The sequence below is a fragment of the Cupriavidus sp. MEYA8 genome, from assembly GCF_059278825.1.
Genome location: NZ_CM181222.1, coordinates 664,951 through 682,828 on the forward strand (window position 1 = coordinate 664,951; position 17,878 = coordinate 682,828).

General features: G+C 68.5%; 16 protein-coding genes. 12 read left to right on the forward strand and 4 right to left on the reverse strand.

What is annotated here, in order from left to right; all coding sequences use genetic code 11:
• Positions 1-85 precede the first annotated feature (85 nt).
• The 4 genes from cysD (at position 86) to AC5WJ1_RS20135 (ending at position 4,953) form a co-directional block, all read left to right on the forward strand.
• Positions 86-982 carry a sulfate adenylyltransferase subunit CysD gene (gene cysD, locus AC5WJ1_RS20120; RefSeq protein WP_063239596.1) on the forward strand — a complete coding sequence of 299 codons (897 nt, stop codon included), beginning with the start codon at positions 86-88 and terminating at the stop codon, positions 980-982.
• A complete protein-coding gene (gene cysN, locus AC5WJ1_RS20125; RefSeq protein ID WP_494476920.1) occupies positions 982-2,904 on the forward strand; it encodes a sulfate adenylyltransferase subunit CysN in 1,923 nt (640 codons plus the stop codon). The genes cysD and cysN overlap by 1 nt, the downstream gene beginning before the upstream one ends.
• A 175-nt stretch (positions 2,905-3,079) precedes the next feature.
• Positions 3,080-4,219, forward strand: a complete 1,140-nt coding sequence (locus tag AC5WJ1_RS20130) for a helix-turn-helix transcriptional regulator (RefSeq protein ID WP_133094816.1) — start codon at positions 3,080-3,082, stop codon at positions 4,217-4,219.
• Between the two features lie 263 nt (positions 4,220-4,482).
• Positions 4,483-4,953 carry an SRPBCC domain-containing protein gene (locus tag AC5WJ1_RS20135; protein WP_494476921.1) on the forward strand — a complete coding sequence of 157 codons (471 nt, stop codon included), beginning with the start codon at positions 4,483-4,485 and terminating at the stop codon, positions 4,951-4,953.
• A gap of 335 nt (positions 4,954-5,288) precedes the next feature.
• Here AC5WJ1_RS20135 and AC5WJ1_RS20140 read toward each other — a convergent pair whose 3' ends face one another.
• The 4 genes from AC5WJ1_RS20140 to AC5WJ1_RS20155 are packed head-to-tail and all read right to left on the reverse strand — an operon-like array spanning position 5,289 to position 8,046.
• Entirely contained in the window at positions 5,289-5,927 is a 639-nt protein-coding gene (locus AC5WJ1_RS20140; protein ID WP_133094813.1) for a TetR/AcrR family transcriptional regulator, read from the reverse strand.
• A 24-nt stretch (positions 5,928-5,951) separates the two neighbouring features.
• A complete protein-coding gene (locus AC5WJ1_RS20145) occupies positions 5,952-6,329 on the reverse strand; it encodes a nuclear transport factor 2 family protein (RefSeq protein WP_195427951.1) in 378 nt (125 codons plus the stop codon).
• Positions 6,330-6,347: 18 nt separating this feature from the next.
• The gene (locus AC5WJ1_RS20150) at positions 6,348-7,133 is read right to left on the reverse strand and encodes an SDR family NAD(P)-dependent oxidoreductase (protein ID WP_494476922.1); all 786 of its coding nucleotides are present in this window, start codon (positions 7,131-7,133) and stop codon (positions 6,348-6,350) included.
• Between the two features lie 40 nt (positions 7,134-7,173).
• Complete coding sequence (locus AC5WJ1_RS20155) at positions 7,174-8,046, reverse strand: alpha/beta fold hydrolase (protein WP_133094810.1); 873 nt, start codon at positions 8,044-8,046, stop codon at positions 7,174-7,176.
• 129 nt (positions 8,047-8,175) lie between these two features.
• Here AC5WJ1_RS20155 and AC5WJ1_RS20160 point away from each other — a divergent pair, with 129 nt between their 5' ends.
• The 8 genes from AC5WJ1_RS20160 to bcsB all read left to right on the forward strand — a co-directional run bounded on the left by AC5WJ1_RS20160 (position 8,176) and on the right by bcsB (position 17,877).
• On the forward strand, positions 8,176-8,967 hold the full coding sequence (locus AC5WJ1_RS20160; RefSeq protein ID WP_195427954.1) for an SDR family oxidoreductase: 792 nt from the start codon (positions 8,176-8,178) through the stop codon (positions 8,965-8,967).
• Between the two features lie 122 nt (positions 8,968-9,089).
• The gene (locus tag AC5WJ1_RS20165; RefSeq protein ID WP_494476923.1) at positions 9,090-10,646 is read left to right on the forward strand and encodes a DUF1302 domain-containing protein; all 1,557 of its coding nucleotides are present in this window, start codon (positions 9,090-9,092) and stop codon (positions 10,644-10,646) included.
• Positions 10,647-10,705: 59 nt separating this feature from the next.
• Positions 10,706-11,488, forward strand: a complete 783-nt coding sequence (gene dmpE / locus AC5WJ1_RS20170; protein ID WP_135703581.1) for a 2-oxopent-4-enoate hydratase — start codon at positions 10,706-10,708, stop codon at positions 11,486-11,488.
• A 47-nt stretch (positions 11,489-11,535) separates the two neighbouring features.
• Positions 11,536-12,435 carry an acetaldehyde dehydrogenase (acetylating) gene (locus AC5WJ1_RS20175; protein ID WP_135703580.1) on the forward strand — a complete coding sequence of 300 codons (900 nt, stop codon included), beginning with the start codon at positions 11,536-11,538 and terminating at the stop codon, positions 12,433-12,435.
• Positions 12,436-12,446: 11 nt separating this feature from the next.
• On the forward strand, positions 12,447-13,472 hold the full coding sequence (dmpG, locus tag AC5WJ1_RS20180) for a 4-hydroxy-2-oxovalerate aldolase (protein ID WP_133094805.1): 1,026 nt from the start codon (positions 12,447-12,449) through the stop codon (positions 13,470-13,472).
• Between the two features lie 90 nt (positions 13,473-13,562).
• Entirely contained in the window at positions 13,563-14,549 is a 987-nt protein-coding gene (surE, locus tag AC5WJ1_RS20185; protein WP_133094804.1) for a 5'/3'-nucleotidase SurE, read from the forward strand.
• Between the two features lie 22 nt (positions 14,550-14,571).
• The gene (locus AC5WJ1_RS20190; RefSeq protein WP_494476924.1) at positions 14,572-15,234 is read left to right on the forward strand and encodes a peptidase associated/transthyretin-like domain-containing protein; all 663 of its coding nucleotides are present in this window, start codon (positions 14,572-14,574) and stop codon (positions 15,232-15,234) included.
• A 327-nt stretch (positions 15,235-15,561) separates the two neighbouring features.
• Positions 15,562-17,877: a cellulose biosynthesis cyclic di-GMP-binding regulatory protein BcsB gene (gene bcsB, locus AC5WJ1_RS20195; RefSeq protein WP_494476925.1), complete on the forward strand. Its 2,316-nt coding sequence runs from the start codon at positions 15,562-15,564 to the stop codon at positions 17,875-17,877.
• The last annotated feature ends 1 nt before the right edge of the window (position 17,878 follow it).

A 17,878-nucleotide genomic window follows, 5' to 3' on the forward strand; every position in this document is an offset into this window, starting at 1 on the left:
CGCGGGGCCCCGGCTCGCTACCTTGTGGCCATGCCAGGCCACCGCGAGATCCGTGCATGGGCCGGCAAACCAAGAGGAGAACCCGATGTTGACCCACCTGGAGCAACTGGAGGCGGAGAGCATCCACATCATGCGGGAGGTGGTGGCGGAATGCGAAAACCCCGTCATGCTCTATTCCATCGGCAAGGACAGCGCCGTGATGCTGCACCTTGCGATGAAGGCCTTCCACCCCGCGCGGCCGCCGTTCCCGCTGCTGCATGTCGATACCACGTGGAAATTCCGCGAGATGATCGCGTTCCGCGACCAGACCGCCGATCGGCTCGGCCTGGACCTGCGCGTGCATATCAACCCCGAAGGGGTGGAGCGCAATATCAGCCCGCACGAGCACGGCTCGGCCGTCCACACCGACGTATGGAAAACGCAGGGCCTGAAGCAGGCGCTGGACCACTACGGCTTTGACGCCGCTTTCGGCGGCGCGCGCCGCGACGAGGAAAAGTCGCGCGCCAAGGAGCGGGTGTTCTCGGTGCGCACCGCCCAGCACCGCTGGGACCCGAAGATGCAGCGCCCCGAACTCTGGCGCCAGTACAACACCCGCAAGCGCAAAGGCGAGAGCCTGCGCGTGTTTCCGCTGTCGAACTGGACCGAGCTCGATATCTGGCAATACATCTACCTCAACGACATCCCGATCGTGCCGCTCTACTTTGCCAGGGAGCGTCCGGTAGTCGAGCGCGACGGCACGCTGATCATGGTCGACGACGAGCGCCTGCCGCTGCGCCCCGGCGAAACGCCGCGGATGCGCAAGGTCCGCTTCCGCACGCTGGGCTGCTACCCGCTCACCGGCGCGATCGAGAGCGAGGCCGACACGCTCGGCGGCATCATCCAGGAAATGCTGCTGGCGACCACGTCGGAGCGCCAGGGACGGCTGATCGACAGCGATTCGGCCGGTTCGATGGAGAAGAAGAAGCAGGAGGGATACTTCTGATGGCAACGCTGATCGACACCGCGCCGCCGATGGCGCAGCCTGCGGGCACGCAGAGCGAGATCGCCCACTACCTCCATGCCCAGCAAGGCAAGAGCCTGCTGCGCTTCATCACCTGCGGCAGCGTCGACGACGGCAAGAGCACGCTGATCGGCCGGCTGCTGTATGAGTCGAAGATGCTGTTCGAGGACCAGCTGGCGCAACTCGAAGCCGATTCGAGGAAGATGGGCACGCAGGGCGACAACCTCGACTTCGCGCTGCTGGTGGATGGCCTGGCCGCCGAACGCGAACAGGGCATCACCATCGACGTGGCCTACCGCTTCTTTGCCACCGACAAGCGCAAGTTCATCGTCGCCGACACGCCGGGGCACGAGCAATACACCCGCAACATGGTCACGGGCGCGTCCACCGCCGACCTGGCCATCCTGCTGGTGGACGCGCGCCGCGGCGTGCAGACGCAGACGCGCCGGCACAGCTACCTGGTGTCAACGCTGGGCATCCGGCGCGTGGTGCTGGCGGTCAACAAGCTCGACATGGTGGACTACTCGCGCGAGGTCCATACGCGCATCGAAACCGAGTACCGCGAATTCGCACGCCAGATCGGGCTGACCGATATCACCTGCATCCCGATGTCCGCGCTGCGTGGGGACAACATCACCACGCCCAGCGCCAGCACGCCGTGGTACCAGGGCCCGACGCTGATGCAGCACCTGGAAACCGTGCCGATCGACAGCGCACCCGTGCAGGACGAGTCGTTCCGGCTGCCGGTGCAGTGGGTCAACCGGCCCAACCTGGATTTCCGCGGCTTCGCCGGCACCGTCAGCGCCGGCGAAATCCGCCGCGGCGACCGGGTGCGCGCGCTGCCCTCGGGCCGCGAAAGCCGCGTTGCCGCCATCGTCGGCGCCAATGGCGAATGCGAGCATGCGGTACGCGGCCAGGCGGTGACGCTGACGCTGGCCGACGAGATCGACATCAGCCGCGGCGATGTGCTCGCGTGCGCGGAAGACCCGCCCGCGGTGGCCGACCAGTTCGAAGCCACGCTGGTGTGGATGAGCGAGGATGCGATGCTGCCCGGCCGCCCCTACCTGCTCAAGCTCGGCACGCGCACCGTGGGCGTGACGGTCGCGCAGCCCAAGTACAAGGTCAACGTCAACACGCTCGAACACCTGGCCGCGCGCACGCTGGAGCTCAACGAGATCGGCGTGTGCAACCTGCACCTGGACCGGCCGGTGGCGTTCGACCCCTATGCGCGCAGCCGCGAACTGGGCGGCTTCATCGTAATCGACCGCCTGACCAACAACACCGTCGGCGCCGGCATGCTGCATTTTGCGCTGCGCCGGGCGCAGAACGTCCACTGGCAGGCCATCGACGTAGACCGCCGCGCCCACGCCGCGCTCAAGCACCAGTCGCCGCGCATCGTCTGGTTCACCGGGCTGTCCGGCGCGGGCAAGTCCACCATCGCCAACCTGGTGGAAAAACGTCTGCATGCGCTCGGCCACCACACCTACCTGCTCGATGGCGACAACGTGCGCCATGGGCTGAACAAGGACCTGGGCTTCTCCGAAGCCGACCGCGTCGAGAACATCCGGCGCGTGGCTGAAGTGGCAAGGCTGATGCTCGATGCGGGGCTGATCGTGCTGGTGTCGTTCATCTCGCCGTTCCGCTCCGAGCGTGAGATGGCGCGCACGCTGGCGGGCGACGGCGAATTCGTCGAGGTCTTCATCGATACCCCGCTGGCGGTGGCCGAGCAGCGCGACCCCAAGGGCCTGTACCGCAAGGCGCGGCGCGGCGAGCTGAAGAACTTCACCGGCATCGATTCGCCGTACGAGGCGCCCGACCGGCCCGAGCTGCGCATCGACACCACCGCCGACACGGCTGAGCAGGCGGCGGAACGGATCGTGGCGTGGCTGCGGGATAGGACTTAGGCTGAATGGACGATGAGGCCGTGGTGGGGGTGGGTACGATGGGCGAATCCGAGTTTCTGCCGCAGATCCTGACCGCGCCCACCCGGGACCAATGCGCTTGCATGGCCGACTGCTTGCTCCCTCTCCCGCCTGCGGGAGAGGGAGCACACCGGCCATCAACCCACACGCCTCGACCATGCTGCCACATTCCCTGCAGGCCGCCGAACTCAGCGCCCTGCTCGCCCAGCTCTACCAGGGTCCCACCGAAGCCGTCCCCTGGGCCGGCTTCCTCGAAACCGTGCGCCAGCGCCTCGAGGCCGTCTTCGTCACGCTGGTGCTGCGCCACCCCGCCACCGACCGCCCCGGCCTGATCGTCAACGCCTCCGCCTACGGCCCGCACCTGCCCGGCGAACCCTCGTACAGCGAGCAGTACTACGCGCTGTGCCCCTTCCTCGACCTCCATCCCGACCGCCTCTTCAGCGCCGATGAACTGTTCGGCGAAGCCGGGTGGCTGGCCCACCCGTTCTATACCCAGTACCTCGCGCCGCTGGACCTGCGCTATATCCTCGCCGCCAACCTCGTCACCGCCGACGGCGTGGAATGCGCGCTGTTCATCAGCCGCGGCGAGGCCGGCCAGGATTTCGGCGCCACCGAGAGGGCGCTGCTGCAAGGCCTGCTGCCGCACCTGAAGCGCGCGGTCGACCTGCATGCCGCGCTCGACCTGCTGCAATCCGAGCGCGCCCTGTACGCGGAAGCCGTGGACCGGCTGCTGGTCGGCACCATCATCCTCGACGAACACGGCAAGGCCATCCGCAGCAACGACGTCGCCAGGCGCCTGCTGCAAGAGCGCGACGGCCTCCATCTGTCCGGCGGCACGCTGCACGCACACTGCCCGGTGGAAAACCGCCGCTTCCGCAAGATCCTCGAAGACGCCGCGCAAGCCCACGCACTGGCCACCTCGCGCAGCGAAGTCACGCTGCTCAGCCGCCCCGCGGCGGCCACGCCGCTGAGCGTGCTGGTGCGGCCCATTCCCCTCAGCTACCGCACCGAAGACAAGGCCCGCCGCCCCGCGGTCGCGGTATTCATCCGCGACCCGGCCGGGTCGCCGCGCAACACGCACGCCAGCCTGCGCAAGCTGTTCCACCTGACGCCAACGGAGATCGAGCTGGCCTTGCTGATGGTCGATGGCCTGACGCTGGATGAAGCAGCCGTCAGGCTCGGCGTGAAGAAGAACACGGTACGCGCGCACCTGCGGGGGATCTTTGCCAAGACCGGGGCGACAAGGCAGGCGGTGTTGGTGAAGATGCTGTTGTCTAGTGTGGTGGGGATGGGGTGAGGCACCCACAGCTCTGGGCTCGTTCAACAATCGCGTCAATGCCGAGCCGCAAGCCAACATTCCATAAAAAAAATGCCGACCATCACCCCCAAGGCCGGCACCAAGCTCACAGCATCCGGAGACTCGCGGAGCATACCCCCAGTATCCCCCAGCAACACCAAATCATCATCGTCCACCCAGACTCGTCCATTCAGGGTATGCGCCCCGCACAGCCCAGCCCTAGTGTTGGATTCCCAAACAAAGAAATGAAAGGAGACAACAGAATGGCCAAGCCAGAAAATCTGGTCACCTCAATCACCGTGGAAATCGAAGCCCCCGCTTCCCTGGTATGGGAAGTCCTGACCGACTTCCCCCGCTACGCGGAATGGAACACCTTCTGCCCCGGCCTGGAAACCACTGCGAAGCTTGGCGACATGGTCCGCATGCAAGTCCGCATCCCGGGCACCGACCAGATCATCCCGGTCAATGAGTACCTCGTGGCATGGGAACCGGAACGCCTGCTGTCGTGGGAGCAACGCCCCACCGACGCAAACAAGGACGCCGCCCGCCGCGACCAGTACATAGAAGCAATCGCACCCGCCCGCACCCGCTACTTCACCACCGACCTGTTCCTGGGCCTGAACGCCGAAACCATCATGCGCGAACACGGCGCCTGGGTAAAACAGGGCTTCGACCAGGTGGCAAGGGATGTCAAGGCGCGCGCCGAAGCGCTGCACGCGCAGCGCCAGGGCTGACCCATAGCGTGGAAGACCACCCCGCCGCCGTCATTGCGGCGGGCGCTGGCTGAGCACCACCATGGCCGCAACGCCCCGGCTGCGCACGCAGGCAGCATCGCACCCATCCGGACCCGCCGTGCCGGCAGCACGGGCTTCATCGTGGCCGCCGTATGCCACGGCGACCCCATTCCCGCCTGCAAGCACCCAGGCCACTCCCAGGCCGGCCCCTACCGCGGCCAGCCCGGCCGCCCAACGCAATCCGAGCCGCTTCATCGCTGTCTCCTCCGCACCCTTTCCGGGTCCTTTGACAGCATCGTAGGCGGCGCTCGCCGCCGTCTCTTCGTCCGAGCAGACTAGGGGGTATCCCGAGGAAATGCCGGGCCGGTGGCCCCGTCCGGGCATGCACCGCGTTGCATACCAGGTGCCGCATACAGCCGCGCCAGCGATGCCGCGCACCCGGACAAGCCGGACGGCGCCAGCTGCAGCGCATGGGCGCTGAGCAAGCCCCACAGGTGCGCGACCAGCAGGCCAGCCTGGGCTGGCTCGGCCATCCGGGCCGCCAGCGCGTTGCGCAGGGTATTGGCACCCTGCAACACGCGCGCGCGCAGCGGACACAGCTCGCAGGCGGTGCCGCACTTGTGCTGCAGCAGGAACGCCAGCAGGCTGACATGGCATGCCATGCCATCGCCATCATCGCCATCGAGCAAGGCGGCAAGCGCCGGCTCCAGCAGGTCCGTGGCCGCGCCGGCGGAGCGCCGGGCCAGCGGTGCGAGCCGTTCGGCAAGATCCGCTTCGGCACAGGACAGCAGCGCGCCCATCAATGCGGCGCGCGAACGGAAATGGGCATACACCGCCCCGCGCGTCATGCCGATGGCGCGGGCCACATCCTCCAGCGTGACGCAATGCACGCCCCGCTGGCGCATCAGTTGCTGCGCGCTGGCAAGAATGCGCCCGCGCGTGGCTACGGCATCGTCTCGGCTACGCCGGACCATCGGTGCGGTGGGTGCGGTGTCGTCTTAGAGGAAATGCACGTCGTCCGGCGCCCAGTGGGCGCGCATGCTCTGGATGCGCCCGTCCGCGCCGAACGTCATGATGTCGGTCACGTCGATGCGTGCGGCCCGTCCTTCAAGCCGCGCATGCACGGCAAAGGTCAGCGCCGCGGCGTTGCCGTGCGAACCGCGCGGCGGCGCCACCATCTCCAGGCGCGCGCCGAGCGAAGTGGCGTGCTGGTAGAAGGCAAGGATGGCCGGCTTGCCGGCAAGCGGCTGCGCGCCGACCGGATCCTCCACCGTGGCATCGTCCGCGTAGAGCGCGGCGATGCCCTCGGCATCGCCGGCATTGAAGCGTTCGACATAGGCAAGCAGCGTGGCTTTCATCGCGGCGCTATCGGGCATCGTGCTCTCCTCGTCCTGTCAGCGCGCGGTGTAGCCGCCGTCGATCACCAGCTCGGCGCCGGTGACATAGCGTCCGGCATCGGAGACCAGGTACAGGATGCCCGCCGCGATGTCGCGCGGCTGCCCGACTTGGCCGACCGGCGTCAGGCCGCCGAGATAGTCGAACAGCGCCTCGCCCTGCCCCGAGGCCTGGGCCACGTGCTCGAGCATTGGCGTGCGGATATAGCCGGGATGGATAGAGTTGGCGCGAATCCCCTTGGCCGCATAGAGCATGGCATCGGTCTTGGCCATCATCCGCACCGCGGCCTTCGACGCATGGTAAGGCGGCACGTCCGGCCCCGCGGCAATGCCATACATCGACGACACGTTGACGATGGCCCCGCTGCCGGCGCGCTCCATGTGCGCGATGGCATGCTTGGTGCACAGGAAGGTGCCGGTCACATTCACCGCCATCACCTTCTGCCATTGCTCCAGCGCCACCTGGTGGGTCGGTTCGTTCGGGCCTTCGATGCCGGCGTTGTTGACGAGGATGTCGAGCCCGCCGAAGCGCGCCGCCACCGCGCCCAGCACGCGCGCCACGTCGCTTTCGCTGGTGACGTCGAGCTGCCAGAACGCGGCCTCGCCGCCTGCGCCGCAGATGGCCTCGGCGGCGGCCTTGCCGTCGGCTTCCAGCACATCGAGCACGGCCACCTTCGCGCCTGCCGCCGCCAGCACACGGGCGGTTTCCGCGCCGATGCCGCGCGCGGCGCCGGTGATGGCGGCTACCTTGCCGCGCAGGTCGAACAGGCTATACGGGTATTCCATGATGTCTCCTGAGATGTCGTTGTATGGATATGCGCGCCAATTATGCCGCCACGGCCTGCGCGGTATCGGCCAGGAAGCCTAGGCATTCGCGATTGAAATACGCGGCGTGCTCGACCATCACCCAGTGCCCGCAGCGGTTGATCATGACAAAGCGGGCATCGGCGCAGCCGCCGAGGAACTTCATCGCGCCCGAAGCAGGATTGAACTGGTCCTCCGTGCCCCAGAAGCCGAGCACCGGGCAGCGGATCTCGCCCAGCCGCTCCGTCAGGTTGGGCACCCTCATGGTGGCCAGCACCTCGCGCGGCTGCTCGCGGCACACCGCCATGCGCTCGTCCACCAGCGCGTCGGTGACCAGGCTGGCGTCATGCACCAGCAATTGCAGCAGCTGCCGCATGGTGTCCGGGTTCATGTGCCCGCCGGTGAACAGCGACACCATGCGCTGGATGCCTTCCATCTGGAAGTAGGTCTCGCGCTCTTCCACGCCGCCCGGGGCCATCATGACCAGCCGGCTCACATGCTCGGGATAGTCCAGCGCGTACTTCAGCGCAATCGCGCCGCCGAGCGAATTGCCGACCAATACGCAGCGCTGCAGCTCCAGTGCCACCAGCTGCTCCCGTAGCGCGGCGACGAAGAAATCCAGCGTGTATTCGACGTCATCCGGCTTGGACGACAAGCCATAGCCGGGCAGATCCACCACCACGGTACGGAAGCCCGCCGCAGCGAAGGCCGGCACGTTGAAGCGGAAGTTGCTGTGCCCGCTCGCGCCCGGGCCGCTGCCGTGGATAAAGACCACGGGTTCGCCACTGCCAGCGTCCAGGCTGTGCAGCCGCAGGCCCCCGGACGTGGTGACGAAGCGCCCGACCGGCAGGTTGGGATGCAGGGATGAAGGCGGTTGCTGTGGCGTAGCGGACATGAGGGCGTCTCCCGTGGAATCGTGCAGCGATATTGCGCAGCCACGGCCTGCCGGGCATCGTTCATTCGGACTAAGAGCGATCCCTCCACTTCTCCTACGATGGGCCCTCCATGCATCAGGGGGGACCCCATGACAGGATTCGACTACACCGGCCAGGCCGTGCTGGTGACCGGCGGCATGCGCGGCATCGGCCGCGCCATCAGCGAGGCTTTCCTGCGCGCGGGCGCGCAGGTCTTCGTCTGCGGACGCACCGCGCCCGCGCACGACGGCGAGCTGCCGAGCGCAGACGGGCGCAGCGCCCGCTTTATCGCCGCGGACATACGCGACCTCGAACAGGCCGATGCCATGCTGGCCGAGATCGCGCAGGCCAGCCCCACGCTGGACGTCGTGATCCACAACGCCGGCGGCTCGCCGTACGCGCTGGTCGCCGAAGCCTCGCCACGCCTGCTGGAATCGGTGATCCGGCTGAACCTGGTGGCACCGCTGCAGCTGGCGCAGCGCGTCAATGCCCGCATGCAGCGGCAGCCCGGCGGCGGCACGCAACTGTTCGTCGGCAGCGTCAGCGCGCTGCGGCCCTCGCCCGGCACCGCGGCCTATGGCGCCGCCAAGGCCGGCATCCTCAACGCGGTGCGCACCCTCGCGGTGGAATGGGCGCCGCGCGTGCGCGTTGCCGCGGTCAGTCCGGGCATGGTGCTGACCGACACCTCGCGCGACCAGCACTACGGCGATCCCGGGGCACTGCGCGCGATGGCCGCGACAGTGCCGCTGGGCCGCCTGGCACAGCCTGATGACATCGCCAATGCATGCCTGTTCCTGGCTTCGCCGCAGGCGTCGTATGTGTCGGGCGCCAACCTCGTGATCGATGGCGGCGGCGAACGCCCGGCCTTTCTCGACGCGGCATCGCTCAACCGCGTGCCGTAGGGAAACCGCCTAGTCCGTTCTGCCGATTTGTGCAGGTCTCCCCCTCTCTACGCTTGCGGCCAGATGCGCGCCATTCGAAGTGCCAGGCCATGAACCACCACCGAAACCAAGGGGAGACCACCATGCAACAACCACCACGCGGCCCAGTGAAGCGCCGCAGCCGGCTGCGGCCGATCGCCGCCGCGGCACTGGCTACGCTGGCCACGCTGCTCGCGCCTGCCGCGCATGCCGGCGACACCATCGAATTCGGCCGCGGCACCACGCTCGACTACAGCGTCACCGCATCCTACGGCGCCGCCGTGCGCACCGGCCACCGCAGCGACACGCTGCTGAGCCCGGCGAATATCAACGGCGACGACGGCGACCGCAACTTCAAGCCCGGCGACATGATCGCCAACCGCGTGTCGCTGCTGGGCGAGGCACATCTGCGCCACGGCGCCTTCGGCGCGCTGGTGCGCGGCAGCGTGTTCTACGACTGGGCCTACCGCGGCACCAACTCGAACAACGCGCCGTTCACGGTCAACCACAGCGGCCCGTTCAACCAGTTCACGGAATCGGCGCAGGACTACCACGAGCATCGCGCCCAGCTGCTCGATGCCTATGTCTACGGCGCCACGCCGGTCGGCGGCACCCAGCTGAGCTTCAAGCTGGGCAACCAGGTGGTGGCATGGGGCGAGAGCCTGTTCTTCGCCAATATCGCCGGCGCGCAGGGGCCAGCGGACGCCACCAAGGCGTTCGTGCCTGGCGCAGAGGTCAAGGACATCCTGCTGCCGGTGCCGCAGGCCTCGCTGCAGCTGCAGGTCACGCCGTCGTTCAGCCTGATGGGCTATTACCAGTTCACCTTCAAGCCGAACCAGCTGTCGGCGCCGGGCAGCTATTTCAGCACCAGCGACGTGGTCGGCCCGGGTGCGGAGTTCATCATCGGGCCCGGCTTCCGCATCCCGCGCGGGCCGGACGTGCGTCCGTCCGACTGGGGACAGTGGGGCGTGGGCGCGCGCTGGCGCGTGTTCGAGGGCACCGAGCTCGGGCTCTACCAGCTGCGCTACCACGACAAGAACCCGAGCGTCGTGACCTCGCTGCAATACCAGGAGAAGTTCTTCGGCGGCATCAACCTGACCGGCGCCAGCTTCTCCACCCAGGTGCTCGGCGCCAACATCGCCGGCGAAGTCAGCTACAAGGACGGCATCCCGATGCTGGTAGACGTGGCCGGCTCGCCCACCGCCTCGCGCGGCAAGGCACTGCAGGGACAGCTGTCCGCGATCTACTCGGTGGGGCCGACCTTCCTCGCCAACTCGCAGTCGCTGCTCGGTGAAGTCGCCTACCTGCATGTGCTGAGCGTCGATCCGGTGATGGGCTTCAGCCAGCTGACCAACACGCGCAACTCGGCGGCGTTCCAGCTCGGCTGGTCGCTGACCTACAACAACGTGTTCGATGGCTGGGACCTGACCGTGCCGCTCACCTACGCGCACCAGTTCAGCGGCCGCTCGGCGGTGGCCGGCGCCTTCGGCACGCTGATGGGCTATGGCGACCGGCGCGCCAGCGTGGGGCTGACCTTCAAGTACCTGAACAACCTGGAGCTCAACCTGACCTACGCGGCGTTCATCGGCGGGCCGAGCATTACCAACCGTCCGCTGGCTGACCGCGACTACGTGGCGTTCAACGCCAAGTATTCGTTCTGACGCCTGCTTCGTCCCTGGCTGCCGCGGCAGGTCCGCGGCAGCGCAACCCGTTCCTCCCCATGCACCCGGACCAGATCGCCACGCTCAGCCAAGAACTCCACCACGCGCTCGTCACGCGCTCGCCGGTGCCGCCACTGAGCGGCCGCGGCCTGGCGCTGGATGTGAACGACGCCTATCGCATCCAGCAAGGCTTCATTGCCCACCGCCTCGCCGCGGGCGACCGCGTCGCCGGCAAGAAGATCGGCGTGACCAGCAAGCCCGTGCAGCAGATGCTGGACGTGCACCAGCCGGACTTCGGCATCCTGCTGCAGAGCATGCACTACGCGGCGGGCCAGCCCATTCCGACCGATACGCTGATCCAGCCCCGCGCCGAGGGCGAAATCGCCTTTTTCCTGCGGCGCGACCTGCGCGGGCCGGGCGTGACGCGCGAGGACGTGCTCGCCGCGACCGAGTCGGTGGCGGCGTGCTTCGAGATCGTTGACTCGCGCATCCGCGACTGGCGCATCCGCATCGAGGACACCGTCGCCGACAACGCATCCTGCGGCGTCTACGTACTCGGCGACGAGCGCGTCAGCCCGCACGGACTCGACCTGGCCGCCTGCGCGATGACGCTGGAGAAAAACGGCGAATGCGTAGCAACGGGCCTGGGCAGCGCCGCGCTCGGCCATCCCGCCGATGCGGTGGCCTGGCTGGCCAACACGCTGGGCAGCTTCGGCATCCCGCTGCTGGCCGGCGAGGCCATCCTGTCGGGCTCGCTCGCGGCGCTGATCCCGGTCCAGGCCGGCGACCGGCTGTCCATGCACATCACCGGCATCGGCGGCTGCAGCGCCGCGTTTTGCTGACTTCCTTGCTGACTTCCTGATTCCTTCCACTTGCCACGCGAGACACCATGAACAAGATCCGATGCGCCCTGATCGGGCCCGGCAATATCGGCACCGACCTGCTCTACAAGCTGCGCCGCAGCGACATCCTGGAACCGGTCTGGATGGTCGGCGTGGAGCCGTCATCCGAGGGCCTGGCACGCGCGCGCGAGCTCGGCCTGAAGACTACCAGCGACGGCATCGACGGCCTGCTGCCGCACCTGGAGGCCGACGATATCCGCATCGCCTTCGATGCCACGTCGGCCTACGTCCACGCCGGGCACTCGGCCAGGCTGACCGCGCGCGGCGTGCGCGTGATCGACCTGACGCCGGCGGCGATCGGGCCGTTCTGCGTGCCGCCCGTCAACCTCGAGGCCCATATCGGCAGCAACGAGATGAACGTGAACATGGTCACCTGCGGCGGCCAGGCCACCATTCCGATGGTGTTTGCGGTGTCGCGCGTGCAGCCGGTGGCCTATGGCGAGATCGTGGCGACGGTGTCGTCGCGCTCGGTCGGGCCCGGCACGCGCCGCAATATCGACGAATTCACGCGCACTACGGCAGGCGCGATCGAAGCCGTGGGCGGCGCGCGCCAGGGCAAGGCCATCATCGTGATCAACCCGGCCGAGCCGCCGCTGATCATGCGCGACACCATCCACTGCCTGACCGACGAGGCGCCCGACGTCGCGGCGATTACCGCGTCGGTGCACGACATGATCGCCGAGGTGCGCAAGTACGTGCCCGGCTACACGCTGAAGAACGGCCCGGTGTTCGACGGCAAGCGCGTCTCGATCTTCCTGGAGGTCGAGGGCCTGGGCGACTACCTGCCGAAGTACGCCGGCAACCTAGACATCATGACCGCCTCCGCCGCCCGCACCGCGGAGTGCATCGCCGCCGCGATGCTGTCCAGCGCCACCACCACTGCCTGAGGAGCCACGCCATGGTCCAACGCATCACCCTGCACGACATGACCCTGCGCGACGGCATGCATCCGAAGCGCCACCAGATCTCGCTGGAACAGATGAAGGGCATCGCCCGCGGCCTGGACGCCGCCGGCGTGCCGCTGATCGAAGTGACCCACGGCGATGGCCTGGGCGGCGCCTCGGTCAACTACGGCTTTCCGGCGCACAGCGATGAAGAGTATTTGCGCGCGGTGCTGGGCGAACTGAAGAACGCGCACGTGTCCGCGCTGCTGCTGCCCGGCATCGGCACCGTCGACCACCTGCGCATGGCGCACGACATCGGCGTGCAGACCATCCGCGTCGCCACCCATTGCACCGAGGCCGACGTGTCCGAGCAGCATATCGGCATGGCGCGCCGGCTCGGCATGGATACCGTGGGCTTCCTGATGATGGCGCACATGGCGCCCGTAGAGGTGCTGGTGCAGCAGGCGCTGCTGATGGAAAGCTATGGCGCCAACTGCCTGTACATCACCGACTCGGCCGGCCACATGCTGCCGCACGACGTCACCGAAAAGCTGACCGCGGTCCGGCAGGCGCTGCGTCCCGAAACCGAACTGGGCTTCCACGGCCACCACAACCTCGCCATGGGCGTGGCCAACTCGCTCGCCGCGATTGCCGCCGGCGCCACCCGCATCGACGCCGCCGCCGCGGGACTGGGCGCCGGCGCGGGCAACACGCCGATGGAGGTGCTGGTGGCGGTGTGCGAGCGCATGGGCATCGAGACCGGCGTCGATGTGTTCCGCATCGCCGACGTGGCCGAAGACCTGGTCGTGCCGATCATGGACCAGCCCATCCGCATCGACCGCGACGCGCTGACGCTGGGCTATGCCGGCGTGTATTCGTCGTTCCTGCTGTTCGCCAAGCGCGCCGAGGCCAAGTACCGCATCCCCGCGCGCGAGATCCTGGTCGAGCTGGGCCGGCAGCGCCTGGTGGGCGGCCAGGAAGACATGATCGAGGACACGGCGATCACGCTGGCGCGCGCGCGGGGATTGCTCGCGGCGTAGGGCGCCGCTTCATCGGTTCGCTTCATTACTTCTACCCGGCGCCGCGGCCATGCAGCGCTTTCCACACCATCAGAACGAGGAACTGGTTCCATGCTTCGACTTCCCGCCGCTTTGCGGCTGAGTCTCGCTGCCGCGGCCCTGGCCGCTGTGGCCACCCCCGCCCAGGCGCTCAATGTGCTGCTGACCAATGACGACGGCTGCGCCGCGCCCGGTATCACCGCGGTGCGCAAGGCCTTGCAGGATGCCGGGCACCGCGTCATCACGGTTGGCCCGGCCAGCAACCAGAGCGGCTCCGGTGCCGCCTATGCCGTGCCCGACGGACGCACGCGGCTGGTGGTGGAACCGCTGGCCGGCGGCGCCGACACGTACTGCGTGCACCGGGTCAAGCCCACCTACGTGGCCGGCGGCGCGCTCAACGCCACCAATGCCGACTACATCGGCAGCGGCTCGCCGGTCGATGCCACCGCCATGGGCCTGAAGATCGTCGGCCCGGAAAGCGGTTTCACGCCCGACCTCGTCGTCTCCGGCGCCAACTTCGGCGAGAACCTGTCGGACTCGATCCCGCATTCGGGGACGGTGATGAACGTGCTGTTCGCCGCGCGGCGCGGCGTGCCGGCCATCGCGTTGAGCGTCGGCGTCGACTTTGCCGAGGCGCGCAGCGGGTTTCCGGCAACGCTGGCAGCCTTTCCCAAGGCCGGGGCCTTCCTGGCCCGCGTGATCGCCAGCCTGGAGGCCACGCGGCGCGCGGGGCAGCCGTTGCTGCCCGTGGCCAATCCGCTCAGCATCAACTACCCGATCACCGCGGGCGGCCAGGCCCCGGCCGGCGTGCGCCTGACCGTGCCGGGCACGGTGGATTCGTTCACCACCGCATACAAGCGCAATGCCGACAACACGGTGTCGATCGAAGCCGGCGCAGCGGATGCCGAGTTGAAGGCGCTCGCCCGCACCGCCGAGACCCCGGCGTTCCTGGCCAAGTTCATCACCATCTCGCCGCTCGACGTGGATTTCCGCCCGACACCGCTTGCGCGCGGCCTGTTCAACCGCTCGCACCGCGACCTGGCCGCGCTGGCGCCCTGAGGACGACACTGAGGAAGACATCATGGGCAAGCAACCTGGAAACTGGCGCCACCTCGTGCTCGCAGGCGCGGTGGCGGCCCTGGCGGCATGCGGGGATGACGAATCGCGCGACATCGGCGGCACCGCCGCGGTCGGCGCGGCCCTGGCAGGCGCATCGGTCCAGCTGCGCGACACGCAAGGCCAGGTGCGCCAGGCCACCGCCGACGCCAGCGGCGCCTTCCGCCTGCACAGCGTGCCGGACGGCGCGGTGATGGTGCGTTGCGACGGCGGGCAGGCACAGGGCGAGGCCAACCGGCAGCGGCTCCACGGCCTGGTGCTGGCCGGGCAAACCGTCAATTGCACCCCGTTGACCGAACTGGCACTGTGGAAGCTGCTGGACGGGCCGCCGGCGCAAGCCTTCGACAGCTTCGGCCCGCAGCACGCGGCGCGCCTGGGCGCCGATGCCATCGCGGCGGCCGAGCAGGCGGTGCTTGACGCGCTGGCCGAGGGCGCCGGTGTCGGCATCGATCCCGCCGCCGTGCCGCGCCGCTGGCATGACACGCCGCTTGCGGCCGGCAACCCCGCCGATCCGCACGACGCCGCGCTGGATGCCATGCGCGAGGCGATCGCCGACCAGCCAGCCCTGGACCTGATGGGAGAGATGGTGCTGCACGGCGTTTGCCTGGCAGACGACTCCTGCGGGTAAGTGGCACGCCGGAGTGGACGGAGTGAAGCGCGGGCGACTTGCCGTGCTTCCGCGCCGGTGCTTCTCCTACCAAACCGCGCGGAAATGTCCCCTTTGGCAAGAGGGTGGCTTTTCCGCCTTTTTTATTCGCCGTTGAATCTTTTTTAGAGCGCTGTCGCAAAGTGGAGCCCCGGGGTGCATTTGCAGCTACACTTGCGCGACCGTTATCAGCCAGAAGCCGTACCAGTTGCCGCAACATTGCGCCGTGCCATCGCGGCGGGTATCAAAGTTCCCGCGCCGCGTGGGCCGTCCGCCCTGGAAGCATGCAAAGGAACTGCCATCCTGCCCATGACCCGCTCCGTCCCGCCCCGCTTCCACCGGCCCCCGCTACACGCCGCCGCCGGCCTGCTCGCCCTGTCATGCCTGTCGTGGCCGGCGGGCGCGCAAGCTCCGGCCGCGGGCGCCGCGTCCGTGCCTGCCGCAAGGCCGTCAGCCACGCTCCTCACGCCTGCCGCAACCGCGCCGGCCAACTCCGCCACCCACGTCCTCACCCTGCGCCAGATGGGCGCCTACGGCCCGATCGCGCTGCGCGGCGTGGACCACGCGCGCCAGCTCGATATCGGCGTGCGGCTCGATGAAGTGGTCACGGCGGCCAGGCTCAAGCTGGCGTTTACCTATTCGCCGGCGCTGGTGTTCCCGCTGTCGCATATCAAGCTGACGCTGAACGACGAGGTCATCGCGACTTTGCCGCTGGAAGAGAAGGAAGCCGGGCGACTGGTCACGCGCGAGCTCGATATCGACCCGCGCTTCTTCACCGACTTCAACCACCTGCGGGTGCAGCTGATCGCGCACTACACGCTGGATCATTGCGAGGACCCGCTGCACTCGAGCCTGTGGGCCGACATCAGCCCGGCCACCACGCTGACGCTCAATACCTCGCGCGTGTCGCTGCCGGATAACCTGGCGCTGCTGCCGGCACCGTTCTTCGACCGCCGCGACAACCGCCGCGTGACCGTGCCGTTCGTGCTGCCGGCCGGCGCCGACAGCGCGACGCTGCGCGCCGCCGGCGTGGCGGCATCGTGGCTGGGCGCGCTGGCCGCCTGGCGCGAGGCGCGCTTCCCCGTGGCGCGGACCGCGCCGGCCGGCAGCGATGCCATTGCCTTCGTCACGCCGCAGACCATTCCGGCGGGCCATAACCTGCCGGCGATCGCCGGCCCCACCGTGAGTCTCATGCCCAACCCGGCCAGCCCGGACCGCAAGCTGCTGGTGGTGGCCGGCCGCAATGCGCAGGAGCTGCAGACCGCGGTCAATGCCCTGGTGCTGGGCAAGGTGGCCATGGCCGGCAACAGCGCGCGGGTGGAGTCGGTCGACATAGGCAAGCCGCGCCGGCCTTATGACGCGCCGGCGTGGGCGCCGACCGACCGCCCGGTGCTGTTACGCGAACTGGTGGCGGACCCGCGGGACCTGCAGGTCGCCGGCGGCAACCCGAACCCGATCCGCGTCAACCTGCGCGTGCCGGCGGACCTGTACGACTGGACCCGCAGCAACGTGCCGCTGAACCTGCGCTACCGCTACACCGCGCCGCCCACCTACAACGACTCGGTACTGAGCATCGACATCAACGACCAGCTGGTGCGCTCATACCGGCTGCGCCCGCTGGCCAGCACCGACGACCACAACGTGGTCAGCGTGCCGCTGCTGTCGGGCACCACCGCGTCGGCGGCGCAGCGGGTCGGCATCCCGGCGTTCCGCGTCGGCAGCAACAACCAGATGCAGTTCCAGTTCCATATCGATTCGCAGAAGACGGCGCTGTGCAGCTCCACCGCGACCGACGTGGCCCGTGCGGCGATCGATCCCGACTCGACCATCGACTTCAGCCAATTTTCCCACTACACCGGCCTGCCCAACCTGGCGTACTTCGCCAACAGCGGCTATCCCTTCACCCGGCTGGCCGATCTCGCCGACACCGCCGTGGTCGTGCCCGACGCGCCAACCGCGACGGACCAGGAAGCGCTGCTGTCGCTGCTGGGCCACATGGGCAAGTGGACCGGCCTGCCGTCGCTGCGCGTGACGGTGGTGCCGACGGCAAAGATCGATACCGTGCGCGACCATAACCTGCTGCTGATCGGCACCGGCAGCGGCGCCGCCACGCTGGAAAAATGGGGCAAGTCGCTGCCGCTGCTGATCGCGCGCGGCAAGACCGAGATCTCGCTGCGCGACCAGCGCACCAGCATCCGGTCGAACTGGCTCGCCGGCATGCGCGAAGACCCGGTCACGCCGGTGGGGCGCGCCATCCTGTCAGCCGATGGCCCGGTGGCGGCGCTGGTCGGCTTCGAATCGCCGCTGGCCGACGGCAATACCGTGGTCGCGCTGACCGCCACCGAGGACCGCCGCGTGGCCGACGTGCTGGACGCCCTCGAGAACCCCGGCAAGGTGGCGCAGATGCGCGGCGACCTGACCGTGATCCGGCAGGACCAGGTCGATGGCCTGCGCCTGGGCGAGCGCTACTACGTCGGCGACCTGCCGTGGTATGCGCGCATCTGGGTGCGGGTGTCGGCCTTCCCGAGCCTGATGGCGATCGGCGGGTTGCTGGCCGGACTGGTGGTGGCGCTGTCGCTGTTCTGGACATTGGGCAGGCTGGCGGCGCGGCGCGGCGGGAGCTGAC